General features: G+C 42.5%; 20 protein-coding genes, 2 rRNA genes and 1 riboswitch. Of the genes, 14 read left to right on the top strand and 8 right to left on the bottom strand.

All coding sequences use genetic code 11. The features are described from left to right. The first annotated feature begins 326 nt into the window (after window positions 1-326). From DESMER_RS16970 to DESMER_RS23225, 3 genes are all read left to right on the top strand, one after another. Window positions 327-3,236, top strand: a 23S ribosomal RNA gene (locus tag DESMER_RS16970). A 104-nt stretch (window positions 3,237-3,340) separates the two neighbouring features. After that, window positions 3,341-3,456 (top strand): 5S ribosomal RNA (gene rrf / locus DESMER_RS16965). 97 nt (window positions 3,457-3,553) lie between these two features. Then, entirely contained in the window at window positions 3,554-3,850 is a 297-nt protein-coding gene (locus DESMER_RS23225; RefSeq protein ID WP_148275300.1) for an SdpI family protein, read from the top strand. Window positions 3,851-4,172: 322 nt separating this feature from the next. Here DESMER_RS23225 and DESMER_RS16955 read toward each other — a convergent pair whose 3' ends face one another. From DESMER_RS16955 to DESMER_RS16940, 5 genes are all read right to left on the bottom strand, one after another. Then, entirely contained in the window at window positions 4,173-4,391 is a 219-nt protein-coding gene (locus DESMER_RS16955) for a hypothetical protein (protein WP_014904290.1), read from the bottom strand. 2 nt (window positions 4,392-4,393) lie between these two features. Further along, window positions 4,394-4,711, bottom strand: a complete 318-nt coding sequence (locus tag DESMER_RS16950) for a YbjQ family protein (protein ID WP_042334709.1) — start codon at window positions 4,709-4,711, stop codon at window positions 4,394-4,396. Window positions 4,712-4,960: 249 nt separating this feature from the next. Further along, entirely contained in the window at window positions 4,961-5,137 is a 177-nt protein-coding gene (locus DESMER_RS23830) for a hypothetical protein (protein ID WP_014904288.1), read from the bottom strand. A 12-nt stretch (window positions 5,138-5,149) separates the two neighbouring features. Continuing rightward, window positions 5,150-6,061 carry a M56 family metallopeptidase gene (locus DESMER_RS16945; protein WP_014904287.1) on the bottom strand — a complete coding sequence of 304 codons (912 nt, stop codon included), beginning with the start codon at window positions 6,059-6,061 and terminating at the stop codon, window positions 5,150-5,152. Between the two features lie 3 nt (window positions 6,062-6,064). Further along, on the bottom strand, window positions 6,065-6,421 hold the full coding sequence (locus DESMER_RS16940; RefSeq protein WP_014904286.1) for a BlaI/MecI/CopY family transcriptional regulator: 357 nt from the start codon (window positions 6,419-6,421) through the stop codon (window positions 6,065-6,067). 340 nt (window positions 6,422-6,761) lie between these two features. Between DESMER_RS16940 and DESMER_RS16935 the strand changes: the two genes are divergently transcribed. The 3 genes from DESMER_RS16935 (at window position 6,762) to DESMER_RS16925 (ending at window position 10,839) form a co-directional block, all read left to right on the top strand. After that, complete coding sequence (locus DESMER_RS16935; protein ID WP_014904285.1) at window positions 6,762-7,829, top strand: sulfite oxidase; 1,068 nt, start codon at window positions 6,762-6,764, stop codon at window positions 7,827-7,829. Window positions 7,830-7,992: 163 nt separating this feature from the next. Continuing rightward, the gene (locus DESMER_RS16930) at window positions 7,993-10,134 is read left to right on the top strand and encodes an ATP-dependent helicase (protein ID WP_014904284.1); all 2,142 of its coding nucleotides are present in this window, start codon (window positions 7,993-7,995) and stop codon (window positions 10,132-10,134) included. Between the two features lie 69 nt (window positions 10,135-10,203). Next, window positions 10,204-10,839 (top strand): hypothetical protein, encoded by a 636-nt coding sequence (locus tag DESMER_RS16925; RefSeq protein WP_014904283.1) that lies wholly within the window; start codon window positions 10,204-10,206, stop codon window positions 10,837-10,839. Between the two features lie 6 nt (window positions 10,840-10,845). Here the strand turns inward: DESMER_RS16925 and DESMER_RS16920 are convergent, their stop codons facing one another. Then, window positions 10,846-11,490 carry a flavodoxin family protein gene (locus DESMER_RS16920; RefSeq protein ID WP_042334704.1) on the bottom strand — a complete coding sequence of 215 codons (645 nt, stop codon included), beginning with the start codon at window positions 11,488-11,490 and terminating at the stop codon, window positions 10,846-10,848. 562 nt (window positions 11,491-12,052) lie between these two features. Here DESMER_RS16920 and DESMER_RS16915 point away from each other — a divergent pair. The 3 genes from DESMER_RS16915 (at window position 12,053) to DESMER_RS16905 (ending at window position 16,839) form a co-directional block, all read left to right on the top strand. Further along, the gene (locus DESMER_RS16915) at window positions 12,053-12,676 is read left to right on the top strand and encodes a TetR/AcrR family transcriptional regulator (protein WP_014904281.1); all 624 of its coding nucleotides are present in this window, start codon (window positions 12,053-12,055) and stop codon (window positions 12,674-12,676) included. Window positions 12,677-12,715: 39 nt separating this feature from the next. After that, on the top strand, window positions 12,716-15,382 hold the full coding sequence (locus DESMER_RS16910) for a PEP/pyruvate-binding domain-containing protein (RefSeq protein WP_014904280.1): 2,667 nt from the start codon (window positions 12,716-12,718) through the stop codon (window positions 15,380-15,382). Between the two features lie 410 nt (window positions 15,383-15,792). Further along, window positions 15,793-16,839 (top strand): vWA domain-containing protein, encoded by a 1,047-nt coding sequence (locus tag DESMER_RS16905; RefSeq protein ID WP_014904279.1) that lies wholly within the window; start codon window positions 15,793-15,795, stop codon window positions 16,837-16,839. A gap of 102 nt (window positions 16,840-16,941) precedes the next feature. Here DESMER_RS16905 and DESMER_RS16900 read toward each other — a convergent pair whose 3' ends face one another. Further along, on the bottom strand, window positions 16,942-17,640 hold the full coding sequence (locus DESMER_RS16900; RefSeq protein WP_014904278.1) for a YjjG family noncanonical pyrimidine nucleotidase: 699 nt from the start codon (window positions 17,638-17,640) through the stop codon (window positions 16,942-16,944). Between the two features lie 114 nt (window positions 17,641-17,754). Here DESMER_RS16900 and DESMER_RS16895 point away from each other — a divergent pair, with 114 nt between their 5' ends. After that, a complete protein-coding gene (locus DESMER_RS16895) occupies window positions 17,755-18,261 on the top strand; it encodes a GNAT family N-acetyltransferase (protein ID WP_014904277.1) in 507 nt (168 codons plus the stop codon). A 13-nt stretch (window positions 18,262-18,274) separates the two neighbouring features. Here the strand turns inward: DESMER_RS16895 and DESMER_RS16890 are convergent, their stop codons facing one another. Continuing rightward, window positions 18,275-19,351 (bottom strand): GTP pyrophosphokinase, encoded by a 1,077-nt coding sequence (locus DESMER_RS16890; RefSeq protein WP_014904276.1) that lies wholly within the window; start codon window positions 19,349-19,351, stop codon window positions 18,275-18,277. Window positions 19,352-19,742: 391 nt separating this feature from the next. Here DESMER_RS16890 and polC point away from each other — a divergent pair, with 391 nt between their 5' ends. The 4 genes from polC to DESMER_RS16870 all read left to right on the top strand — a co-directional run bounded on the left by polC (window position 19,743) and on the right by DESMER_RS16870 (window position 26,166). Beyond that, window positions 19,743-24,074, top strand: coding sequence for a DNA polymerase III subunit alpha (gene polC, locus DESMER_RS16885; protein ID WP_014904275.1), 4,332 nt, complete (start codon window positions 19,743-19,745; stop codon window positions 24,072-24,074). A gap of 192 nt (window positions 24,075-24,266) precedes the next feature. After that, a riboswitch (guanidine-I (ykkC/yxkD leader) is annotated at window positions 24,267-24,366 on the top strand. 49 nt (window positions 24,367-24,415) lie between these two features. Next, window positions 24,416-24,733 (top strand): quaternary ammonium compound efflux SMR transporter SugE, encoded by a 318-nt coding sequence (gene sugE / locus DESMER_RS16880; RefSeq protein ID WP_014904274.1) that lies wholly within the window; start codon window positions 24,416-24,418, stop codon window positions 24,731-24,733. A gap of 93 nt (window positions 24,734-24,826) precedes the next feature. Then, window positions 24,827-25,312, top strand: a complete 486-nt coding sequence (locus tag DESMER_RS16875) for a pyridoxamine 5'-phosphate oxidase family protein (protein ID WP_014904273.1) — start codon at window positions 24,827-24,829, stop codon at window positions 25,310-25,312. Between the two features lie 272 nt (window positions 25,313-25,584). Further along, window positions 25,585-26,166, top strand: a complete 582-nt coding sequence (locus DESMER_RS16870) for a Uma2 family endonuclease (RefSeq protein ID WP_014904272.1) — start codon at window positions 25,585-25,587, stop codon at window positions 26,164-26,166. The last annotated feature ends 3 nt before the right edge of the window (window positions 26,167-26,169 follow it).

Genomic DNA, 26,169 nt, shown 5'->3' with positions numbered 1-26,169 from the left:
AGGTTGAAAACCAAATCGACTGTAAAGATCAATAACGAGTCGCAAGACTCACGCCGAGGGATCGGCAACTCATTGGAAACAGCTGTTGTTTAGTTTTGAGAGACCAGGAAACATCGAAGGAATTCGATGAATTATGGAACCTCACTCACAAAGGATTGAGGAAAGGCAGTTATGCCTGACTAATATCCTATATTTTTGACGGGTAAGAGTCTTAACAGACTTAAACCAGAACTGTTCTTTGAAAACTGCATAGAGAAAACTAGTAAAGTCGAACGAATTCACATCAATACGGACGTATTGAGTAAACCTAAAAGTAGCGACCAATAGGTCAAGCTATTAAGGGCGTACGGTGGATGCCTAGGCGCTAAGAGTCGAAGAAGGGCGCGGTTAACAGCGAAATGCCATGGGGAGTCGTAAGCAGGCTTTGATCCATGGATACCCGAATGGGGCAACCCAACCGGAGTCATGTCCGGTTATCCTCAACTGAATACATAGGTTGAAGAAGACAACCCGGGGAACTGAAACATCTAAGTACCCGGAGGAAAAGAAAGAATCATCGATTCCCTGAGTAGCGGCGAGCGAAACGGGAAGAGCCCAAACCGAATCCTTCGGGATTCGGGGTTGTAGGACCCTCTTTTAAGAATGGAATTCTAGTCGAACAGATCCGGAAAGGTCGAGCAAAGAAGGTAACACTCCTGTAGACGAAAGAAGGACATTCTGTGAGGGAATCCTGAGTACCGCGGGACACGTGAAACCCCGTGGGAAGCAGGGAGGACCACCTCCCAAGGCTAAATACTACTTAGCGACCGATAGCGAACCAGTACCGTGAGGGAAAGGTGAAAAGCACCTCGGAAGAGGAGTGAAAAAGAACCTGAAACCGTACGCTTACAAGCAGTTACAGCACAGTTATGTGTAGTAGCGTGCCTTTTGTAGAATGAACCGGCGAGTTACGGTATGTAGCAAGGTTAAGGCGAGAAGCCGGAGCCGAAGCGAAAGCGAGTCTGAAAAGGGCGAAAGTTACATGCTGTAGACCCGAAACCGTGTGATCTACCCATGGCCAGGGTGAAGGTGGGGTAAAACCCACTGGAGGCCCGAACTCACTGTCGTTGAAAAGGCAGGGGATGAGCTGTGGGTAGGGGTGAAATGCCAATCGAACACGGAGATAGCTGGTTCTCCCCGAAATAGCTTTAGGGCTAGCCTCAATTGATGATCGATGGCGGTAGAGCACTGAATAGGCTAGGGGCCTTACCAGGTTACCGAACCTTATCAAACTCCGAATGCCATCAGATTTAGATTGGGAGTCAGACTGTGGGGGATAAGCTTCATAGTCGAAAGGGAAACAGCCCAGACCATCAGCTAAGGTCCCCAAGTATACACTAAGTGGGAAAGGATGTGGAATTGCACAGACAACCAGGATGTTGGCTCAGAAGCAGCCACCATTTAAAGAGTGCGTAATAGCTCACTGGTCGAGTGGTTCTGCGCCGAAAATGTAACGGGGCTCAAGTGTATCACCGAAGCTATGGCTTGCGCTTCATGCGCAGGGGTAGGGGAGCGTTCTATCAGCCGAGAAGTCAGACTGTAAGGTCTGGTGGAGTGGATAGAAGTGAGAATGCCGGTATGAGTATGCGAAAGGAAGGTGAGAATCCTTCCCGCCGAAAATCTAAGGATTCCTGGGGAAGGCTCGTCCGCCCAGGGTAAGTCGGGACCTAAGCCGAGGCCGAAAGGCGTAGGTGATGGACAACTGGTTGAGATTCCAGTACCACCTAGAAATGTTTGAGCAATGGGGTGACACAGAAGGATAGGTTAAGCCAACCGTTGGTTGAGTTGGCCCAAGCGAGTAGGAGGTAGGGTAGGCAAATCCGCCCTGCGAGACTCTGAGACGTGACGGGGAGCGAAAATTAGTAGCGAAGTAACCGACTCCAAGCTGTCAAGAAAAACCTCTAGTGAGTGACTAGGTGCCCGTACCGTAAACCGACACAGGTAGATGGGGTGAGAATCCTAAGGCGCGCGAGAAAACCCTCGTTAAGGAACTCGGCAAAATAGCCCCGTAACTTCGGGAGAAGGGGCGCTCTTGGTAACAAGAGCCGCAGAGAAATGGTCCAGGCGACTGTTTAACAAAAACACAGGTCCCTGCTAATCCGAAAGGAGATGTATAGGGGCTGACACCTGCCCGGTGCTGGAAGGTTAAGAGGAGAGGTTAGGGGCAACCCGAAGCTTTGAATTGAAGCCCCAGTAAACGGCGGCCGTAACTATAACGGTCCTAAGGTAGCGAAATTCCTTGTCAGGTAAGTTCTGACCCGCACGAAAGGTGTAACGATCTGGACACTGTCTCAACGAGGGACTCGGCGAAATTGTAATACCCGTGAAGATGCGGGTTACCTGCGACAGGACAGAAAGACCCCATGGAGCTTTACTGTAGCTTGACATTGGATTTTGGTATAAAATGTACAGGATAGGTGGGAGACTAAGAAGCTAGGGCGCCAGCCTTGGTGGAGTCAACGGTGGGATACCACTCTTTTTGTACTGAAATTCTAACTAGGTCCCCTGAATCGGGGATTAGGACAGTATCAGGTGGGCAGTTTGACTGGGGCGGTCGCCTCCTAAAGAGTAACGGAGGCGCCCAAAGGTTCCCTCAGCGCGGTTGGAAATCGCGCGAAGAGTGTAAAGGCAAAAGGGAGCTTGACTGCGAGACCTACAAGTCGAGCAGGGACGGAAGTCGGGCTTAGTGATCCGGTGGTACCGAGTGGAAGGGCCATCGCTCAACGGATAAAAGCTACCCTGGGGATAACAGGCTTATCTCCCCCAAGAGTCCATATCGACGGGGAGGTTTGGCACCTCGATGTCGGCTCATCGCATCCTGGGGCTGTAGTAGGTCCCAAGGGTTGGGCTGTTCGCCCATTAAAGCGGTACGTGAGCTGGGTTCAGAACGTCGTGAGACAGTTCGGTCCCTATCCGTCGCAGGCGCAGGAAATTTGAGAGGATCTGTCCCTAGTACGAGAGGACCGGGATGGACGAATCCCTGGTGTACCAGTTGTCTCGCCAGAGGCATAGCTGGGTAGCTATATTCGGAGCGGATAAGCGCTGAAAGCATCTAAGCGCGAAACCGACCTCAAGATGAGATTTCCCACAGCGAAAGCTGGTAAGACCCCTGAAAGATGATCAGGTTGATAGGCCAGGTGTGGAAGCACGGTGACGTGTGGAGCTGACTGGTACTAATCGGTCGAGGGCTTGACCTAAATCGAGACCGCTAGGTGAGTGGCTCAAATTCTTAGACAATACTAGATAGACTCTGTGCAGTTTTGAGAGAACAGCAATCGAAAGAAAGCGACTATCTCAGACATCTGGTGATTATGCCGGAGGGGTTCCACCCGTTCCCATACCGAACACGGAAGTTAAGACCTCCAGGGCCGATGATACTTGGGGCATAGCCCCTGGGAAAGTAGGTCATCGCCAGGTAAAACAAGCGAAAGACCATCTCGTTAGAGATGGTCTTTCTTTATGTTCATCCTTCCACCTCATCTGGGGTGTCTTAAATTCGCCCACGTGGGCGAATTTGGGGAGCCGGGATTCCACCGGTTCGAGATCCACACTGCAGGAGAATGCGTCACGGGACGCAGTGTGGCGAAAAGCTCATTCCTTCGCCGCTAAGGTTTCCTTTGGGGCAGGCGGCTCGGCGATACTGTCCACCGGACACTATCGTGCCTTTCGTTCCAGGGCCGATGATACTTGGGGCATAGCCCCCGGGAAAGTAGGATCCACACTGCAGGAGTATGCGTCACGGGACGCAGTGTGGCGAAAGGCTCGTCCGCCTTTCGTATCGCCAGGTAAACAAGCGAAAGACCATCTCTGAATGAGGTGGTCTTTCTTTGTGTTCATCTTTCCACCTCATCTGGGGTGTCTTAAATTCGCCGACGCCGGCGAATTTGGAGAGTCGGGGTTCCATCGGTTCGGTATCCACACTGCAGGAGAATGCGTCACGGGACGCAGTGTGGCGAAAGGCTCATTCGTATAGCCAGGTAAAAAACGAGAGACTATCCCTAACGAGATAGGCTTTTTTATTGGGTTAAGTTTTTGTAAAAGGTTTTGATACAACATGGTAGACTATGACAAATTTGAACGGTTCTTTTTGTGTTTACACCCTTTTTAAAACTTAGGAAATTCAATATTTTTATTTATTCTTCAACATGAATGCGTGCTCCATTTTCTCTATTATAATAAACTCTTAAAGTTTTATTTGTGGTTGGATCGATAAAAACCTCATCAGTTTTAAGATAACCTTCAGGAGCTTTCTTGCGATTGTGCATGCGTTTATCATAGAATTTCCAGGAGACGATCCCAACAAAGACAAGCACTAGGAATTGGACTCCATAAAAAATTAAAACGTATTTCATATTCAATCCTCAATAACGACAGCTGTTCCATAGGCTACAATTTCGGACATATTATTCATAATCGAGGAGCTATCGAAACGCATCATAACTATGGCGTTAGCGCCCATGAGGTTGGCGTTTCTGACCATACGTTCAATTGCTTGCCTTCGAGCATCTTCAATCATCTCGGTGTATTCCATAATCTCTCCTCCGACTAAACCTCTTAATCCGGCCATAATATCTTTACCAATTCCGCGAGATCGAACAATGAGCCCAAAGACTTGACCTTTAACTTCTATAACTTTTTTACCAGGTATATTTTCTGTTGTAACAACAATCATTAAAATCATCCTTTCGACCTTCTTAACATTATTATGGCTTTAAAAGGATAAAATTTGCAACCAATTTTAATAGAGTAGCAATTTATTCTGGACACTATTGTGCTTTTTGTTACTTTTGTGAATGGCTTTAGTCATTAAGACGTTGCAGAAGGATATATGTAATCAAGCCGGAAACCAAAATTATAACAATATCAGCTACTGAGAAAGGAATTGCCAAAATCGGTTTTAAGGGAGAACCCCTTACCATATTTAAAACTGATGTAGCAAGTCATCAATGACCACTTGATCTGCACCAAACATAGCATAGCTGGAGACGCCGTAAAAAACTGTAATATTATCTGCTTTTAGTTTGTTGAACCTTTCCGGCTTTACAAATCCTGTCAGTAACAAAGTAGCTGCGAGTATTATCATAAAAACTGTTTTCAAAGCAGCACCCCCCTAAACAGTTGCATTTGTGATAATGGTGACCGCAATGGCCATCACCAATAGAGCAAAGCAGAGGGAGGATAAAAATGTGAGCCTTTTATAGGACAAAATAGTTTCAATGCGTACCTTTGTTTTGGCTCCCCCAAACGCCGATACGAAGAAAGCTTTGCCGGAGGCACAGGTAAGAATGGTGAGAGCATACTCCTTGGTTTGAGTTTCATTCAGGCCTTTTAAAACCTTTGCATCACACGCCAGTTCCATATCAACAAAAAAATACTTTAGAAAGACCCAGGATAGTGGATTGAACCAATGAACGCAGGCCGTTATCACGGCTATCACCCGAAACAGATTGTCTCTGCGTTCAATATGCACCTGTTCGTGCAGGATGATATAATCTATATCTCTATCAGCTATCCCAATAGGTATAATAATTTTCGGACGAATAATACCATATACGGCCGGAGCAGTAATTCTATCTGATTTATAGATATTAGCTCTAATAAACTTCATTGTCTTAAACTCTGATTTTGTTAAAAAGTATAACAACACTGAAGTCAGAATGGCAGCACAGCAAACTGTAACCCAAACCACCGATGCGACTTTGAATACATTTGCAAGCAGGTCGGTTTTATATTCAATAGGGAAATAGCCTTTGGCCCCCATTATACTGTTGGTAGTTGTGATCTGAGGAAGCTCTTTCCAGACGACTACTGTTTTGGTGGTGAATTTTGAAATTAGGCTTAGCAGGCTGAATTCATTGGCAATTCCAAAAGGAAGCCAGAACCTGATCAAAGGAAGAACCCATAAGACATATATCGCAAAACGTGGTAGAGCTTTGAGCTTACGCAGAGACAAAACAACCAATCCGGTAATACTGCCGATAATACTCATATTAAGTACCCAGTAGAATAGTTCGGATAGCATAGGCTACCTCTTTTCCAGCAGCTTTTTTAATGCCTCAAGTTCCTCTTCGGAAATATCGTTTTCAATAAATGAAGCGAAAAAGGCCTTTTTAGAGCCGTTATACAACTTGTCGATCAGGCTTTGAGTTTCAGCCTTCTGTACAGCTTCTCTCTTGACCAGGGAAGTGCAGATAAAGTTCGGTTCAGTCCGTTCAAGGGCTTTTTTTTCGATGAGTTTTTTGATAATCGTATAGGATGTGTTCTTATTCCAGCCGATGGTTTCGGCGGCGATAAGAGTGATTTCCTTTGCCGATACAGGCTCCTTATCCCAGACAATGTCCATAATTTTTAGTTCGCTGTCAAATAATTTTACTGTTTCCAAAGTTAACCCTCCAGGCTATTTGAGTAGTATGCCTATATACTATTAAAATAGTCTGGGTTTGTAAAGACTATCTTAATAGTCTTAATTTATGAATTCCGAGACACCCACTTCCTCAAGTGGGTATTCCTAATTCTATTTCGGTAGGGGGTAGACTCACCCACCGAAGTCTCGATGTTCGGCTTTAGCTGAACGAGTTCATTCAAGCAGCCACAAAAAGAATACAGGAGAACAAGTGATGGTAAATATTACATTAATCATTTAATATTACTTTGCAAGACTGACTAATAAGTTAAAGGTATCAATCGTCGCTCTGTATCTTGACAAGAGAGGTGGTGATTCTTTGGATATCGAGAAACCTGCAATAACTCCTTATTTAACAACCAGAAAATTAAACCCTGAAAACCAGGAAACTCCTATTCATTTTCTTCGTCAAACCATTACACCGACTGAGTATTTCTTTATCAGAAATCACTTCGAATATCCACTTCAAACCCAAGAAGCGTTCTTCCTTCCTATAGCAGGGGAAGCAATGAGACCCACAATCTTTACCTATCAGGACATTATACGTATGCCCTCAAAACACTTGACCCTGCCACTTGAATGTTCAGGTAATAATAGGGCGTTTTTTGATCCGAAGGTCTATGGGGAGCAATGGGAAGATGGAGCTATTAGTCAGGGGCTATGGAAGGGGGTCCCGCTCAAGGATCTCCTTGCCTTAATAGGCTTGAAAAGCACTTCGCTGGAGGTGGTCTTTGAGGCGTATGATTATGGCAAAAGAAAGGATTTGGCGGGAAAGTTTCATTTTACCAGGAGCTTACCTATTCAAAAGGCACTTCATCCCGATACACTCATTGCTTATGAATTAAATGGCAAGCCCATTCCCTATAAGCATGGCTACCCTTTAAGGCTGATTGTACCTCAATGGTATGCCATGGCTTCAATAAAGTGGCTCAAAAGAATAGTGGTTATAGATCATCACTTCAAAGGGCCATATCAGGAAATTGATTATAACTATTTCCCATATAAAGATAATGATCTAGGAAAAACACCCGTAACTCAGATTAACGTTAATTCAGTGATACAGCAGCCGGTAAACCGTTCAATTCTGGATAACGGAAAACATATCATTGAAGGTTTTGCCTGGACAGGCACGGGGGTAATCATAGAAGTTGAGGTTACAACAGATGGAGGCGAAAGCTGGCATAAGGCTAATCTTGTTCAGGAGCAATCACCGTTATATTCTTGGACATTCTGGAAGTACGTCTGGAAAGTGCCTAATAAAGGCGAGTATTTGATTATGTCGAGGGCCAAGGATTCTTTTGGCCATATCCAACCCTTTAAAGCAATGTGGAATAGAAAAGGTTATGGATATAATGGCGTATATACTGTAAAAGTCAAGGTAGAATAGAATCTCATTGACTAAGGCCATTAAAAATGTGTGCCCTATTATTTGAATACCGAAGGTCTTAGCCTTGCTATGATTGACTAGGCACTATACAATAAATCATGCACCCTTATGACATCCATCAACTATTAGTAAGGTGTTAGAAATACATAGTGGGAGATTTACGGTGATTAGCGAAAAGGATTTCTTTGAAGAAATCAAAGCCAGAGGTTTTGATTTAACAGAACAGCAAAAACGGGCTGTGGTTCATAACCAGGGCCCTCTTTTACTTTTAGCGGTTCCCGGCGCCGGGAAGACCACGGTTCTCACGGTTCGTTTAGCCTATTTGATTCTTGTGAAAAACATAGATCCTCGAAGGATCCTTTGTCTAACCTTCGGACGAGCTGCCGCTAAGGAAATGCGAGAACGGTTTGTTGAGAATTTTGGGGCAATGGTAAGGGGGCAAACTGAAGGCTGTGGAGAAATTCAATTTTCTACCATTCACAGCTTCGCTTATGAGATAGTTCGAACCGCTTTTCGACAAAGAGGTACCAGATTTGAAATTATTGAGGAACAAACCGGGGCTCAAAGCAAGACGGGAGTTCTGCGAAGAATCTACGAAAAGCATAATGCTTCCTCAATTACTGATGAGCAGCTGGAAGGGTTGCAGAATACCATTTGTTATGTGAAAAATACTTTGAGCAAACCCGCAGAGCTTTTAAACTGCGACATTAAAAATTTCTCCCTCATATATAACGATTATGAGGACTATAAGGAAAGCAGCCGCCCACGTCTGATTGATTATGACGATATGCTTTCTCTTGCTTATCAAGAGTTAGAGGGTAACCCAACCTGCTTGGAGTATTATCGAAAGCGCTTTGACTATATGCTTACGGATGAGAGCCAAGATACGTCTCTTCTTCAGCACAAAATCATCGAAATGGTCGTTAAGCCTAAGAACAATATTTTTGTCGTGGGGGATGATGATCAATCAATTTTCGGGTTTCGAGCAGCAGAGCCAAAGTACCTATTAGAGTTTGAACAGACTTACCCTGGGGCCAAGATTCTGCGCATGGAGCAGAACTTTCGTTCGACTCCCCAGATTGTCACAGTAGCCTGCGGTTTTATTCGTTCCAATCAGCTGCGCTTTGATAAAGCCATGTTTACTAAGAATCCAAGGGGGGGCGTCCTTCAGAGCAAACAATTTGAAGGTATTCAAGAACAAAATCAATTTATTATTCGGAAACTCCAGAGTCAAAAGGATTTAGCCCAGGTAGGGATTCTGTATCGCAATAATTTATCCGCCATTTCTTTGGCAGATGAGCTGGATCGGGCTAAAATTCCCTTTTATATGCGTGAGTCAGGTAAACAGAGGTTTTTCTCCCACTGGGCCATTAACGATATGTTAAATTTCCTTCGCTTCTCATTTAACGATAAAAGCCTGCCCGTCTTGGAGCGGATATGGTCTAAGCTAAGTTGTCCAATCCGCAAGCAACATCTTGATTTACTAAAGCAAATGCCAATCGATCGTTCAATTTTTGAAATTCTGGCTGAACAACCGGGAGTGACTACTAAGGTAAAAACAGAGTTTTTAGACCTAAAAAAATGGTTTAAGGAGCTTAATACTCTTTCACCTGCGAAGGCAATCCCTTATATCCGAAACCAGCTTGATTATGATAAAGCGCTGAAGCGAATGTGCGAGTCCCTAGGCTTTTCTGAAGACTATGTAGTAAGCCTCTTGGATGTTCTAAGTTCAATAGCGCAGAAGGAACCTACGATTGTAGAGTTTGCCAATCGATTAACCCATCTGGACAAGCTAATGATGTCTTCCTATAAAAATAAACACAAGAATGTCGTAACCCTTTCAACCATCCATTCGGCCAAGGGTTTAGAATGGGATCAGGTCTACTTAATTGATCTTGTCGAGGGGATCATTCCTGAATGGGAGACTATTAGGGAAGATCAAGGTGGCAAGAAGGAATTGTTAGAGGAAGAAAGACGACTTTTTTATGTAGGCATGACTAGGGCCAAACGAGAGTTAACCTTATGTTCTCTGAATTACTATCATCAGAAAAGGGTTAAAGCCTCTCGCTTCCTTGGCGAGGTCAGTCTTGTGCTGCAAGGTAAAAAGCCTCAAGAGGTGACTTCTCAAGTATCGACCCCGCTGAGTGACTTAGTCCCCGGGTTGGTTGTACAGCATAAATCATTTGGAGAAGGAGTTATTCTTAAGGATGAAGGAAATATGATTGTCGTTCGTTTTAAGGATAGTTCACAGCGTTCCTTCATGAAAGATATCTGTGCCAAGCAGAGGTTGATTTGGGCTGTTTGATTCTAAGATTCCATCTATGCAACGACAGGAACATTCTCAGCTCTTGGTATTTCTGAACGGGGGGATAAAATGAGTAAGAGTTTAAAAGCATTATTGACTATTTTAATTATCTGTTTGATAACAACAGGGTGTTCTGTTAAAACTGAACAGCCTGAGAACGGAGTAACTGATGCAGCGCCAAAAGCTGATAACTCTCAAGAAAAAGGAATCATCAAAGTCATAGAATTTGATGATTCCCAGAAAAAGATTATCAGAGGAATTGGAGGTAGTCCAGATGATATTTTTTACTTCGAATACGATGGAATTCCTATAGAATACAACTGGCTAGAAGTATGGATTGAATACTATGAGAAAGGCCAAAAAACCAGTAAGCTTTTGAGTATCAATGAAGGGGCAGCTAAGGACGGGAGTATTATATGCAGGTTTGAAGATATCGATAACAAGACAAGAATTACAATTAACGGTAGTAGCTTGCTAAAAGAGAAACCAATCATGGAGCAGAGTGTTACTACTAATAAAAAGAATGACAGTCCGATCCTTTGTGATTCTGACACTGAATTTTTATTGGCAGTAAGAGTTGTAGATGGTGGTAACAGTTCCGCAATAATACCTGACGAAATTTTTACGAATCAAACCATTGGTGATCAAGAGTTATACCAAAATGATTACGTATATTTGGTAAAAGGGAGATTTTACTCAAAGTGAAGTAGTTTAAAGGCCTGAAAGTCGAACCCCCAGGTCAAAGGCGTTTTGGCAATCGATGGGGAACTGCTCAGCTTTGACCTGGGACTTGTGTTTTACGTCGAACATGGATGCTTCATACTTGGAGTAATCTTCAAACTGATAAGTATCAGCGGAAATCAAAAATTCAGAGGTTCCATTAAGTAGTTGCAGTACAGTTTTGTTTTGTTCAAATAAAGCTTCGTAGTTGACTTGGTGAATATACTCCTTGGGGACATTCATGGTATAAATGAAACCCGAGGATAATTTCCCGGGAAAAACAGAACGATGACCTTCATTATAGGAAAGGTTAGAGAATAGCAAACGTTCTAAAAATGAACGCATTAAACCGGTTACATTGCCAAAGTAGATAGGTGATCCCAACAAGAGAACATTAGATTGCTGAACTTTTTCTAGAACTGCAGTTAGGTCATCTTTCATAGCACAGTGTCCGACGAACTTGGAATTCTTCCTTTTACAGGCAAAGCAGCTGGTACAACCCTTAAAATTCAAGTCATATAAATGAATGGCTTCTGTTTGCGCTCCCACAGATTTAGCCCCTTCAAGGGCTTTTTGCAATAACGTATCAGTATTCCAATTCTTTCGAGGACTGCCATTAAGAGAAAGTACTTTTATCATTAGCCATCGTCTCCTATAAGTTACTTAGTTTTGATTTGTTCAAGGACAGTTTCATTATAATATTTAGGAAGAAATAAACAAGTACGCACATTTTTGTGCCTATGTATTAATTCAGTTAACAACTTAGCTAAGTGCAGAGAAAAAAGACCTACCCAACTATTGCTTCCCAAGGGTAATCTCGGACTAGGTGAAGGTACCATAGATGTGTATCAACTGCGTAAAAATAGTTTATTTTCCACAAGTAAAGACTTCAAATCAAGGTTCACTTTTTACTCCTATATAAATAGTAAATGACCTATAAAGATATAAGCACGTTGATAGCCTAACAGCATTTCAACGTGCTTATATCTTTATATACAAGTTTAATGTAGTTCAAGTGAAAAAAACATTCTTGGAAGTTATAGATTAAAAAGCTATTGACACACAAGTAATTAAAAGAGATAATTAAGTAAATACACATTGTGTAATAGTATATTTGGTGTAATACTACAATTGGTGTAAAACTTGATCTCCCCATAATTCGTGGATTGTATAAGAACAATACATAGGAGGCGTAATAATGGAACCAAGGGATGTGCTGGTAGAGGGCAGGATAGAGCGTAAGAAAAAGGAAACACGGCAGAAAATTATTAGAGCAGCCATGGATTTGATTCAGCGCCAAGGGTTTGACAATACTACCATGGAGCAAATTGCGGAAGAAGCTGACGTAGCTAGAAAAACACTATATAATCACTTTCCTGTCAAAGAGGCAATTGTTGACGAACATGTCCGAAGCCTTTCCAGGGAGTTTACTCAAGAGACCATTAATAAATTGCAAGACCTGCCTGATACAAGGTCACGTTTACTGGAGACCCTCGACAAAGTATATGAACAGGTGGAAATTAACCCGGAAATCATCGGGATTTCAATGGGCTATCGCTTGAAAAATATGTTTCAAGGGGAAGGGTACAGCAGTGGCGGTACTCAAAGTCTTATTACTGAGATTATTAGGCTGGGCCAGCTGGCGGGTGAAATTCGGCAGGATATTCAAGCCAAACTCCTAGTCAAACAATTAGATATGCTTCGGGGAGCAGTGGTCATGGATTGGTTAAATGATCCGACTAGGTTAGAGCTTCGCAAAGAAATGTCTTTGATGGTTGACCTATTTCTGAATGGAGCCATTGGAAAAGGTGCTAAAAAATAGAAATCGGCGTGAGGAGTATTTAAGCAAGGGGTGGTTTATGTGACAGTATGTACTGAAAAGTACTTTTTAACCTGGGATGAAGCTGTTCAATCCGGAGTACAAGTGGCTGGGGGCAAGGGCTGGAATTTGGGGAGATTAGCTCAGTATGGTTTCAAAATTCCTCGCGGAGGGGTTCTTACTACCTGCGCCTACGAGGAGTTTATCAAGTACAACTGCCTACAGGACATGGTTAATAACATTACCCAGACTGTTACCGGGGAAAATCTTGATGAAACTAATCATCAAGATAGTTTGAATCAATTAAGGTCTAAAATCAAAGCTGGAACTATTCCGCCTCTAATCGTGGAAGAATTAAAAGCTAAGCTTGATACTCTAGGAATACTGGAAAGATCAGTGGCTGTCAGATCGTCGGCTTCAGCGGAAGATTCGGCAAAGGCTTCCTTTGCGGGTATCCATGAATCCTTTCTCAATGTCCGGGGGATGGATATCTTTAAGTCGGTGAAAGAGTGTTATGCCTCTCTCTGGTCTAACCGAGCTATTGCCTACCGCCGGAAATTACATATCAGGGATGACGAGGTAATCACTGGTGTAGTAGTGATGGAGATGGTAGAAGCTCAAGCTGCAGGAGTAGGTTTTACCTGCGATCCCCAGACCGGTCGCCAAAACATTGTAGTTATTAATGCAAACTTTGGCCTAGGCGAAACGATTGTCACAGGCAGTGTAGAGCCGGACACCTATTATCTGGATGCCAGTCCATGGAACTCAGTACCTCATCTAATTGAGCGGAGATCCGGGAGAAAGGAGGGATTAACCTGTCTCAATCAGGATGGGGGAACTCAATTTGTCAAGACCCCTGAGTTAGCTGGCAAGCAGGTGTTGTCAGAGGAGAACATTGAAAAACTGGGCCTACTTCTTTTAAGGGTTTTCGAAGCGCTGGGAGATTGTGACCAACACCAGGATGTGGAGTGGGTTTTTGACGGTCGAGATTTTATTCTCGTCCAGTCCAGACCGGTAACTTCCTTGCCTAGAAGAACTTTTGCTGCTTTAAAGAACCAACCTGATATTTGGTCCAACGGAAACTACAGGGATGCGGTTCCAATGGTTCTGTCACCACTCATCCGGCGTCTAACGATTACTACTATCGATAAAATTCTTAAATCAAATTATAGTGAAATTGGTTACAGCCTGCCGGATGGCTTACAGTTCTCCAGGTTTTTCAATGGACGGCTGTATTGTAATCTATCAGCTCTGCAATGGGCTATGTATGATGCGATGGGTGCATTACCCCGGGAATTCAATATTGGTTGGGGTGGCCATCAGCCTGAAATAGAGTTAAAGGATCCTAAACCCTATAAAGGGCTAAGGGGTATGAAACGGTTGTGGCGCGGAATAAAAAGTGTCATTTTGATTAACCGAGCGGCAAAAAAAGCCCCAGAAATTCATGCCCGGTTCTTGGACGCCTTTGAGAGTTTAACTCAAAAAGGGTTTAGCCATTTACAAGATAAGGATTTAATTCAACGGTATAACGAACTTAATAAGATTTCCATAGAATTCACAGGGCAATTCTCGTTTTTAAGTGGAGCAGCCTCGATACCCATCGGGGGATTGATGAAAATTCTCAGCAAATATTTTGGTGAGAGAGCCCCAATGGTTTTAAATGCTTTAATGGTAGGGGGTGCAGCGGGGATAACTAGTGCTGATCATGGTTACAGACTTGTGGAGCTGGCCGAAATTGCCAGGCGGGATAATGACGCGGTTAAATATTTCGATGGCACAGCCTTTGATTCGCTTGATTGGGAAGGATTACCTGAAGGGTCAGCCTTTAAACAGGCTTTCCGTGAGTTTATCAAAGAATATGGGCATCGGGGAGTTTACGAGCTGGATATCATTAATCCCAGATGGAATGAAGACCCTTCCTATTTGCTAAACATCATACGCAGCACGATCAATACAGCTGATCTTAGGCAATTGAAGGCAAAGCAAAAAGAAAAGTTTGATCATGCTTGGCAGGAAATTGAGACTATAGTGCCATCCAACAAGCATTCCTCAATCAAAAAACTCATCAGTAAGGCCCAGGAAGGGGCTGCCGTGCGGGAAAAGACTAAATCGGTACTGGCAGTGATGATGGAGGTATACCGGAAAATAGCCCAAGAATTAGGTTTCCGTTTTTGTCAAAGGGCTATTATCGAGGAAGCAGCGGATATTTACTTCTGTACCTGGCCTGAACTGGTTTCCATATTGAACGGTCAATGGAATGGTGTCGGGCTTAAGGCTTTAATTACTAAAAGAAAAGTCTTTATGAAAGAAATGGAGTCAATTGCCCCACCGGACATTATTATGGGGGATACTCCTAAGTATACTGAAGCCTCTCCTCGTTCTTCCGGTAATTTCCTGACAGGTGTTCCTGTTGCCTCCGGAAAAGCCTCCGGCAAAGCTCGATTGATCAGTCATCCAGCTGAAGGAAACAGGCTGCAGCCGGGAGATGTTATGGTAGCACCATCCACCGATCCCGGTTGGACGCCATTGTTTTTAAAAGCCAGTGCCGTGATTATGGAAACCGGAGGTTTCCTGTCCCACGGTGCCATCGTGGCCAGAGAATATGGGATTCCCGCCGTGGTGAATATACCCGGTGTCATGACAGTCATTCAAGAGGGCTGGAAAGTTGATGTCGATGGGGATGAAGGGAAAGTATTCCTAAAAGGTTAGAAGGAAGAGATCTGAATAGTTCTTTATTAATGACTTAAGAACGTAATTCACATCCTGGTTAAAAACCGGATTGCAAAATATTACCATGAGTCTTCTTGCGACTCATATCCAAGATATAATGGGACAAGGGAGGGTAGCCTATGCGAAAGATGACTTAATTTTATAAATGAAAAAACTAGCCCTGTCTTGGGGCTAGTTTTTTGTGATCAAAAGTACAGTTAAGTTCCTTTAGCTTACAGTTACATAAAGATTATCAAGACTATAAATTTCTCTTTAGATATCGTTTATGACAGTATTTGTTAATCTAAATTTACTCCTCCAAAGCATAGTATAACAATGTCATTTAGCTTGAGGGGAGGAGCTCAATTGGGACTGTAAAAGGAAGAACCCTTCGTAGTCTAGTGCTGTTAATGCTGACAATCCTGATGGTTGCCGACGTCAGCAGGGCAGCCGGTGATTCGAAACTGAGAATTACTCAAGTAGAGTCGAACTTACCAAATCTAAAGTTATTTGTGGAATTAGAAAACGTTAATCTGGATAACAGCAAACTAAAAAAGAATTTGAGCATTAAACTTAATGATACTCCAGCTCAAATAACGGACATTCAGTCTGTTAAGAACGGAAACAAAGTTGCTGAAAATACGGCCTACCTGGTTCTAGTCGATACATCGGCATCAATGCAAAACTCTTTAAGTGAAGTTCAGAGTATATTGAAAGAGTTATTTAGCTTTGTCAGTTCAGAGGACAAAATAGCTGTTTTTAGTGTGAGCAACAAATTGCAACTGGTCAAGGATTTTATGAGCAATGATTCTTCAGATCAGGTGAGTAGAAACCTTCAAAATGCCTTATCTTTGGATGCCTCGGCAGGAACCTATATATATTCGGGGATCAGGGAAGCTTATGACCGAGGTAGGACAGCCCCAGACATCCCTTCCCGGCGGATTATTATACTTGTAACCGACGGCGGGGTTGAAGGAGACTGTCTCAGTTGTGATGACCTGAAAAACTATCTTGATGTTGACAGATTGCCTGTTTATACCTTAATTCTAAGCCAGCAGGCCTCTATAGATGAGGATTTTAGGAACGCAGCTGATCAAATTGGTGAGAGGACGGGTGGACAATCCTTTGTTAGCATGAGTGGAAATAAGCTCTTCGCTCAGTTTAAGGCTTCCCAGGAGAAGAGCAGTGTCCTTATGCTGCGCTGTGATAATTTTAAACCCCTAAACCTGCAGGCTAAGCTTACTGTATCCTTGCCAGGGGGTCAGGAGGAAATCAAGCAAACGGTTAAATTCACTGCCACGCCAGCTGTTGAAAATACAACGGAGCTTAATAACCAGCAAAATTTACGAACGAGCTATTATGGAGTTATGGTGATCCTGATTCCCATGATCCTAAGTCTGTTCATTATCCTGGTTATAGGAAGGGTGTTAATAACTAAGGATGAGCAACCCCTTTAGGGGTAGTTCGGGGCAGAGTGCGGATAGGGTAAACATTTTATACAGCCCATGCTGCCCCAAAATCGGAAACGTTTTCCGATTTTGGGGCAGTCCGTTCAATCACTAGGCATTATGCTCAAGGCCGCAAATAGCACATAATTCTGTTAAACTTGTGATTGTATAGGTGCTTTGAATTTCCGCAGAGCATTTTTGCAATCTGCTATTGATCCAACAGGTATCTATTCCGGACAGAAGGCCACCTTTAATATCGGTATTTAAGGAATCCCCGATAATAAGCGCTTCCCTGATTTCAAAATCCTTGATATGACCAATTACATAATCAAAGAACTCTTTTGATGGCTTTTGGAATCCAATGCTTTGAGAATCAAATATATCTTCAAAAAACCTATATAGTCCCGCATGCTTCAAACGCTTTATCTGAGTTTTGGTTATTCCATTTGTAATGACAAACAGTCTATGGGACACAGATAAACTCTGACACAATTCAAAAGCTCCGTCCATCAGTTGATGCCCATTGCCTAGAAGTTCTCGATATTGATTTTCCCATTCTATACCATCCACAGTTTTGCCCAATTTCAACAAGGTTTCTGAAAACCTGGAATTTAATACTTCTTCTAAGGCAATAGTTCCATTTTCATAATCAGTCCACAGTTGTTTGTTGACGGAATTGTATACTCCAAACAGCTCATCCGAAAAAGTATATCCATGTTGATGAAACAATTTGTTTAACGAATAAATTTCGTTTGCAGTGAAATCTAACAATGTATCATCTAAATCAAATAGCAATATTTTATAACTCATTTTTTTTGCTCCATAATATAAATTATCGGTAACTCTATGTATACTAGATGTAGAGAGAAGCTCATTGGCTGGCATTGTGCAGCCAATATCTGCTAAATAGAAAGGTGATATCGTATGACTCTTGAGAAAATTAGTATTAATGAAATCATGGACGAGGCTAGTCTGGTGTGTAGCCTAAATGTTATCAAGAATTCATTCACTACAGTTGCGAGAGAGTTTAACCTAACTGAAGAAAATTGTTCATCAAATCCTGCATTCATAAACTTGGAAAACCTTATAAAGATGAAAAATAAGGGGATCGCTATGTTTGGTTTGTTTGAAAATAGCAATCAAATTGGATTTGTAGCAATTGAAAAGGCTGATGATAGTTTCTACTTAGAAAGATTATCTGTGTTGCCGGAATATAGGCATAAAGGGTATGGTAAAGTTTTAATAGATTTTGTCTTTAATTATGCAAAGGCTCAAGGAGCAAAGAAAGTATCTATTGGTATTATGGATGAGAATTCAGTACTGAAAGATTGGTATGAATTATATGGTTTCAGAGAGACTGGGTTGAAGAAATATGAGCATTTACCCTTTACTGTATGTTTCATGGAAAAGGCAGTTGAGAGGGTAGTTTGAGATAGGACCTTTCTTAAGGTTTCGAAGAATAGGCCGTCAGGATTTGTTGAATGAGCTCTTGCCGGCTTTCAGGCGTCTCGATTTTGAAGTGCTCAAGATAATCAGCTACTTGCTTAGGGGAACCTCTTCGGCCGACGATGGCATAAGCTAAGTAGAATAAACAGGTACCCCAATTGACCTTCTCCCCTTGTTTGTTTTTGAGTCCATTGCGAGGGAAATTTAAGAGATCATCCCCGATGTCTTGAACGATTTTATCGAGTTCCCCAATGGTTTTTACTCCCAGGTAACTAAAGACCGTTGTCAGATAGCCAAAAAAACGATCCTTTAATTCCAAATCAGCGTTAACGATATAGCTAATCTTCTGGTCGAGTTCACGGATCTGTTGGGATTTCAGAACATAGGATTTTAGCGATGCCTGATTGATAAGCACCGTGGTGGGGGTCTTCTCAATTTGAGCTTCAACTTCGGCCTCGTAATTAGCCAGGTTGGAACGAATCTTGATAAACTCTTCATCCGCTAGCTCCAGCAATCCGGCTAGTCGCGAGAAGCTTCTTCGGATTTCTCGAGGCACAGCGTGTTCATTTTTATACCCTAAGTCATGTTCGATTTCGGCCCAGGTATGTTGAAGAATGGAGCGGACTTGAATTTCTAACTTGCAATCTTTAAAGCGTTGGTACTCAATAAGCTGGAGCCTAAAGGAGGGGAGTTTGACGACATAATGAAGGGATAGATAGCCAAATTTCTCAGGGTCAATCAATTCCCGCTTGTCCACGGAATTTGAACGATCTACTTCAAATTCCTCCTCCACGAAACTTGCGATAAGATCCACTTGGTCAGCAAAATAGGTGATAATCCGAATCCCGGCTAAATCGGTGATGTCCTCTAGCTTTGTGTATTTATCGTCTTCCCGATTGACCTTTCTCTTTAAGCTTTCCCTGCTTTTTACCCGGGAAGTGATGGAGTGAACGTTGATGGCCTTAAGCTGAAGTATTCCTTTTAACAAGTTTTCGGTGACATTTGTAAAATCGGCATATACGGGATAAACTTGGTCAAACTTAGCAATGATGTCGGCTGAATTTTGATTGGTCATCTTATATTTCCCTTCGGCTGCTATAGTTTTCTTTTTAACTATTATGTTATCACATTAACGGATATTTTTGGCCTCGGCCGCGATATATTTAAATACACTGAAATAACCTTCTAAAGTCGAAGATATATCTTTCTATGAAGAAGAAAACCCAATATAACCATATAAAATATCACGTAGGAAACCGAAAAATATAATCATAACCATTGTGCATATTTCCTTCGGCTATTATACTTTGGCTTTGTTTTATTTCCTTGGGTAAAGATCCCGGACAAATTTACCTTTTCAGAGGAAGGTCATTAATGATAAGATTAGATGCGGCAGAAATTAATACTGGCTTTTGCCTTCCATGGCTACAACCTTCAAAAAATTTTAGGAGAGACTGACAAAGTACATGAAACATATAAATGAAATTTTTAGTGATTATGAAGCAGAGGGTAACCTCAATACTGCTATTGTACAAGCAGTGGTCTTAACTAAAAGTACGAAAACCTTGGAGATGAAAATCAGCTCTGATAAATATATTGAAACAAGAGAAATTGAATCCCTCAATCGGTTTATCAGAGAACGATTGGCCTTAGACGATTCAATCATCACGGTAGTTTACCCTGAGGGAACCCAGAAAAAAGACTTAGAAGAGGAACTCAAACATATTTTGTCATTGTTAGCCAATAAGCATCCCATTTTAAATGGAGCGCTTAGAAGTTGTGATTATGAAATAGAAAATCATGTGATCAAATTTACATTTAAAACGGCAGTTTCCTATCTATTAAAAGCTAGAGGTTATGACAAAAAAATTCAGGAGACTATAAAAAATCTCTACGGGGCTGCCTACCAAATTAATTTTGTCGATGATGTGAGCAGTGAAGAATTAAAAAGATTACAAGAAGCTACGGAAGCGAATGAGGCTATGCTTCTGCAAAGGCAAGTTGCTGCTGCACCAGTCACTGAATCCCCTATGGAAGCTACGCCAATAAAGTCGGAAGCTAAAGGGGACGACGGAAAAAAAAGTGATCCTTCCTTGATCTTAGGCCGAAACTCGACGATCAAGGACACGGTCATTAAAATTACGGACATCACACCGGATGAAGGCAGGGTAGCTATCCAGGGTGAGCTATCCAATATCGAAGCCAAGGAATTAAGAAGTGGAAAAACCTTAATATCCTTTGATTTATATGACGGCTCAAGTTCCATGACCTGTAAGGCTTTCATCAAGCCCGGTGAAGATGGTGAGATAATATCCCGGCTGAAAAAGGCTAAGGGCGTCAAGCTGGCAGGAAATGCCGGCTTTAGCCAGTTTTCCGGGGAAATTGAGCTGATTGCCAATACCATCGTAGAAACAGCAGGCAGGAAGAAAGCTCAGCGGCAGGATAGAGCAGAGGAGAAGCGGGTCGAGCTGCACATGCATACCCAGATGAGTCAAATGGATGCCATGACCAGTGCTACCGATCTGATAAAAAGAGCTATGAGCTGGGGGATGAAATCTATTGCCATTACGGATCATGGCGTAGTGCAGTCATTTCCCGAGGCTCACAAGCTCTTAGGTCGAGATAATCCGAACATGAAGGTTATCTATGGTGTGGAAGCGTATTTGGCACCGGATAAAAAGTCCTCCCTAACCAACGCCAAAGGCCAAAACCTTGATACTACCTATTGCGTGTTGGACTTGGAAACCACCGGTTTCTCAGCAGTAACGGAAAAAATCACTGAAATAGGAATTATGAAACTCCAAGATGGCAAGGTCATCGACGAGTTCAGCTGTTTTGTAAATCCGGAAAAGCCGATTCCGGCAAGGGTTGTAGAGGTTACCAACATCACGGATGATATGGTAAAAGATGCCGAAACCATCGACCAGGTCTTTCCTAAACTACTGGAATTTATTGAGGGAAGCGTTTTGGTGGCTCATAACGCTGAGTTTGATATCGGTTTTTTAAAGCATAATGCCAGGGTCTTAGGCTATAGCTTTGATTACACCTATTTGGACACCTTGTCCTTGGCCAAGGAGCTCTTTCCGGATTTTAAAACCTATAAATTAGGCAGAATCGCTAAGAACCTGGGCTTCAAGGTGGAGGTAGCTCACAGGGCCTTAGATGATGTGGATACCACGGTGAAAGTTTTTAAGGTTATGCTGGAAAAGCTTAAGCAACGGGGAGCGGAAACCCTTGAGGATATTGATCGCTATGGTTCCGATGCAGACGCCAAGAGCGTGGAGTATAAGAAGCTTAAAACTTATCATGCCATCATCTTAGCCAAGGACTATGTGGGCTTAAAGAATTTATATAAGCTGGTTTCTTATTCTCACTTGGATTATTTTTATAAAAAACCACGGATTTTAAAGAGCCTCTTTAAAAAATACTCTGAAGGTTTAATTCTGGGCAGTGCCTGCAGTGAGGGTGAGCTTTACCAGGCCATTTTACTGGGAAAATCCAATGAGGAAATTGAAGCAATTGCCGAGGCCTACGATTATTTTGAAATCCAGCCTCTCGGGAACAATGATTATCTAGTCAGAACCGAGCAGGTACCGGACAAAGACTATTTAAAGGAAATCAACCGCAAAATTGTAGCTCTGGGTGAAAAACTAAACAAGCCTGTGGTGGCCACCGGGGATGTTCACTTCCTCGATCCGGAAGATGAGATCTATCGGCGAATTCTGGAAGCCGGTCAAGGCTTTAAAGATGCGGATAATCAGGCCCCCTTATATTTGAAAACCACCGAGGAGATGCTGGAGGAGTTTTCCTATTTAGGAGGAGCAAAAGCCTATGAAGTGGTTGTAACCAACACCAATCTGATAGCCGATATGTGCCAGCAGATCAGTCCTATTTCAGCGGAGAAGTGCGCGCCTCATATTGAAGGTTGCGAGCAGACGATTAAGGATATTACCTATGAGAAGGCCTATGCCCTCTATGGAGACCCCCTGCCGGAAATTGTTCAGCAAAGGCTGGACAGAGAGCTGGATTCCATCATCAAAAATGGCTTTTCTGTTATGTATATCATCGCTCAAAAGCTGGTCTGGAAATCCAATGAGGATGGCTATCTGGTGGGCTCGCGAGGATCCGTGGGTTCCTCGGTGGTTGCCTATATGACCGGGATTACGGAAGTCAATGCCCTGCAGGCTCACTACCGCTGCCCCGGCTGCCGGTATTCGGACTTCTCCGATTATGGGGCTAAAATCGGCTTTGACTTACCGGATAAGGAGTGTCCGGTTTGCGGAGAAAAGCTGGCCAAGGATGGCATCGATATCCCCTTCGAGACCTTCCTAGGCTTCAATGGCGATAAAGAGCCGGATATTGACTTAAACTTCTCAGGAGAATATCAGGCCAAGGCCCATAAATATACCGAAGTAATTTTTGGCAAGGGTACAACCTTTAAGGCCGGAACCATCGGTACCATCGCCGAAAAAACAGCCTTCGGCTATGTGAAAAAGTATTATGAGGAAAAAAACCGTACCGTTAGCAAGGCAGAAACTCTGCGAGTCTCCAAGGGCTGCACCGGGATCAAAAGAACCTCAGGACAGCACCCGGGCGGAATCATCGTCGTGCCGAAAGGACGGGAAATCTTTGAATTCTGTCCCGTCCAGCATCCTGCCGATGACTCTAATTCGGATATCATAACCACCCATTTCGATTATCACTCCATTGATTCTAATCTCTTAAAACTGGATATCCTAGGGCATGACGACCCGACGGTCATCCGAATGCTCCAGGATATTACTGGTGTGGATCCGCAAAAGATACCCATGGATGATCCAGAGACCATGTCCATATTCTCTTCTACTGAAGCCTTAAAGGTAACCCCGGAGCAGATCAATTCCAAGGTCGGAACCTTCGGCATTCCGGAGTTTGGTACGAAGTTCGTTCGAGGAATGCTTTTAGATACCAGGCCAAAAGCCTTTGAGGATTTAATTTGTATATCCGGACTTTCCCACGGGACGGATGTCTGGCTGGGAAATGCCAAGGATTTAATTGATGCGGGAACCGTGACCTTAAGTGAAGCCGTCTGTACCCGGGATGAAATTATGACCTATTTAATTAAAAAAGGCCTGCCGCCTAATACAGCGTTCAAGATCATGGAGCTGGTGCGTAAAGGAAAAGCTTTATCCAACCCTGAAAAATGGGCGGAATATGAAGCCTTGATGAGGGAGCATAAGGTACCGGAATGGTATATCGATTCCTGCCGAAAAATCAAATACATGTTCCCTAAAGCCCATGCTGCAGCTTACGTCATGATGGCCTTCCGCATAGCCTGGTTTAAGGTGCACATACCCCAGGCTTATTACGCAGCCTTCTTCACCATTCGAGCCAAGGCCTTTGACGCTGAATATATGATCTTCGGCAAAGAAAAGGTTAAGAGCAAAATGAAAGAGATTGAGGAGCTGGGTAACACTGCCACCCCAAAAGATAAGGATATGTACGATGACTTGGAATTGGTTTTGGAAATGTATGAAAGGGGCTTTAAATTCCTGCCCATTGATTTATACAAATCCCATGCCACAAAATTCCTGCTGGAGGAGGAGGGCATACGACCGCCTATCAACAGTATCTCAGGTATGGGGACTGTGGCAGCGGAAGGTCTTTATAATGCCGCCCAAGAAAAACCCTTCAACTCCATAGAGGATGTGAAGAAAAGGGCTAAGATCGGGAATGCTACTATCGATTCACTGCGGAAATTCGGCTGCTTTAAGGGAATTCCGGAAAGTGATCAGATGAGCCTTTTTGATGTGATTTAAGATGTGAAATAACAAGCCACCGTTCACTGTGCAACGGTGGCTTAAGACTTTATAACACCAGTAAAAAACCAATACCCAACTCTCTACCGAAGAGGTAGGATAATTCACCATACAAGGGATATTGACTTATGGATTAAATAAATATATACTAATGGTCGGTTTGAAAGAGTTTTGTCTTATAAAAAGTTAATAACAAAAGTTCTCTAGGGTTCCGCAGTTTTAACTGGCCTGTGACCAAGAGAGAACTCACAGTTTTATAGCTGTGTCACGGAAGGATAAAAGCCTGGGAGATATCAAGATGGTATCTTTCAGGCTTTATTTTTTGTAATGGAGGTGAAAACATGGCTTGGACTTATTTGGTAATTGCAGGAGTTTTTGAAGTGATTTGGGTAATAGGGCTTAAATACTCTCATGGATTTACAAAATTATTCCCATCTTTGATTACATTGGGAGGCATGGTAGTCAGCTTTTATTTATTGTCACTTGCTATTAGGTCACTCCCAATTGGCACGGCATACGCTATTTGGACAGGAATTGGTGCTTTAGGCGCAGTATTAATGGGTATATTTCTTTTCAATGAGCCCGTCAATATCCCGCGAATTGTATTTATTTGCTTAATACTAGTGGGTATTTTAGGGTTGAAACTTACTTCTGTATAGTTTTTCTCCGATCCGCACACAACAGAAGAGCAATCCAGTTCACCTAAAGCATAGTGGGATGGAAGTTAGTCAATGAAAGTGAGGAAATAATTAATGTTTAGAGAAATGAGAAGATGTAAGCAATTATTATCAACGGAAGACACCGTAGCTGTAATGGACAGATGCACAAATGGTGTCCTGGCGTGCTTAGGTGATGAAGATTATCCTTACGCAGTTCCACTTAGCTATGTCTATTTGAATGACAAAATCTATTTTCATTCAGCCAAAGCCGGACATAAAATAGATGCTATTACGAAGAACCCAAAGGTATCTTTTTCAGTAATAGATGAAGATACCATAGTAAGTGAAAATTTTACTTCTTATTTCCGCAGCGTTATAGCTTTGGGTAAAGTTAGAATTGTCGAAGGTGATGAAAGGCTGGAAGCTTTTGAGGCTTTAGTTGAAAAGTATTCAGCAGATCAACCTGAAGAAGCCAAGCATAAAGAAATATCCGGATGTACGCGATCTTATATGGTTGCAATTGACGTCGAGCACATAACTGGCAAGGAAGCTATTGAATATGTTAACGCTAAAAGATAATAACAATTTTCTTTTAAAAAAGAGAAGGTGTAATTCATCCAACAGAGATGTTAATTTAGCTCCGCTAGATGAAAAGATTAAGTGTGATGGAACGTAGGGTGTATTGCCGGGGACTTGATGTTTGGGCGCAGGTTAATTTTACATGGGACTGAAATCGAAATCTTATGCAACAATTTCAAAAGGAAGTTGAAGAGGATATCAATAGAATGTATAGGTGATTTGTGTTATAATATGGTAATAATATCAATTTTTGCAGATGAGGGGTGTATATTTTGAGCTTAATTGAACCTCAAGCCATACCAATAGCCGAATATAACAAACTCAGGGAAAATTCCGAGAGCAGATTGGAATACATTGATGGGGTCGTGTATATGACTCCATCTCCTTCGACGAAACATCAAAGGATTTCCAGTAGATTACATGCAAAGTTATTCAATTTCCTTGAAGGAAAAGAATGCGAAGTATTTCCTGCACCCTTTGACATTGAACTTAGGACAGCTGATGATGACCAAGGGGATCAGTCTGAAAAAACCAAGGTTGTTATTCCAGATTTATCAGTTATCTGTGATAAAACGAAACTTGCGGAAAACAAGTATGTTGGTTCACCTGAACTTATCATTGAAATTTTATCTCCTTTAAATCAAGCTCATGATCTCGTTAAAAAACTCAATTTATATATGCAATATGGAGTTAAAGAATATTGGATTGTCAATCCTCTTTTGAATACTGTACAAATCTATGTTTTAAATGAGGAAGGGCAGTATCACCAAGTAGAGGTATTGAAGGAAACAGGGATAGCCCATTCCGAGGTTTTGAAGGGGTTTAGTATAAATCTTGAAGACTTACTTAAATGAGTG

The organism is Desulfosporosinus meridiei DSM 13257 (assembly GCF_000231385.2).
In the GTDB taxonomy this organism is placed as follows: Bacteria; Bacillota; Desulfitobacteriia; order Desulfitobacteriales; family Desulfitobacteriaceae; genus Desulfosporosinus; species Desulfosporosinus meridiei.
The sequence above is the reverse complement of the archived record's forward strand: the minus strand, read 5'-3'. Positions and strand labels throughout refer to the sequence as shown.

Bases quoted from the DNA above. Each gene is read 5' to 3' on its own strand.
- DESMER_RS16955 (WP_014904290.1), bottom strand. From the start codon at position 4,391: ATGAAATACGTTTTAATTTTTTATGGAGTCCAATTCCTAGTGCTTGTC.
- DESMER_RS16950 (WP_042334709.1), bottom strand. From the start codon at position 4,711: ATGATTGTTGTTACAACAGAAAATATACCTGGTAAAAAAGTTATAGAA.
- DESMER_RS16945 (WP_014904287.1), bottom strand. From the start codon at position 6,061: ATGCTATCCGAACTATTCTACTGGGTACTTAATATGAGTATTATCGGC.
- DESMER_RS16925 (WP_014904283.1), top strand. From the start codon at position 10,204: ATGAGTAAGAGTTTAAAAGCATTATTGACTATTTTAATTATCTGTTTG.
- DESMER_RS16915 (WP_014904281.1), top strand. From the start codon at position 12,053: ATGGAACCAAGGGATGTGCTGGTAGAGGGCAGGATAGAGCGTAAGAAA.
- DESMER_RS16905 (WP_014904279.1), top strand. From the start codon at position 15,793: ATGCTGACAATCCTGATGGTTGCCGACGTCAGCAGGGCAGCCGGTGAT.
- DESMER_RS16900 (WP_014904278.1), bottom strand. From the start codon at position 17,640: ATGAGTTATAAAATATTGCTATTTGATTTAGATGATACATTGTTAGAT.
- DESMER_RS16895 (WP_014904277.1), top strand. From the start codon at position 17,755: ATGACTCTTGAGAAAATTAGTATTAATGAAATCATGGACGAGGCTAGT.
- DESMER_RS16890 (WP_014904276.1), bottom strand. From the start codon at position 19,351: ATGACCAATCAAAATTCAGCCGACATCATTGCTAAGTTTGACCAAGTT.
- polC (WP_014904275.1), top strand. From the start codon at position 19,743: ATGAAACATATAAATGAAATTTTTAGTGATTATGAAGCAGAGGGTAAC.
- sugE (WP_014904274.1), top strand. From the start codon at position 24,416: ATGGCTTGGACTTATTTGGTAATTGCAGGAGTTTTTGAAGTGATTTGG.
- DESMER_RS16875 (WP_014904273.1), top strand. From the start codon at position 24,827: ATGTTTAGAGAAATGAGAAGATGTAAGCAATTATTATCAACGGAAGAC.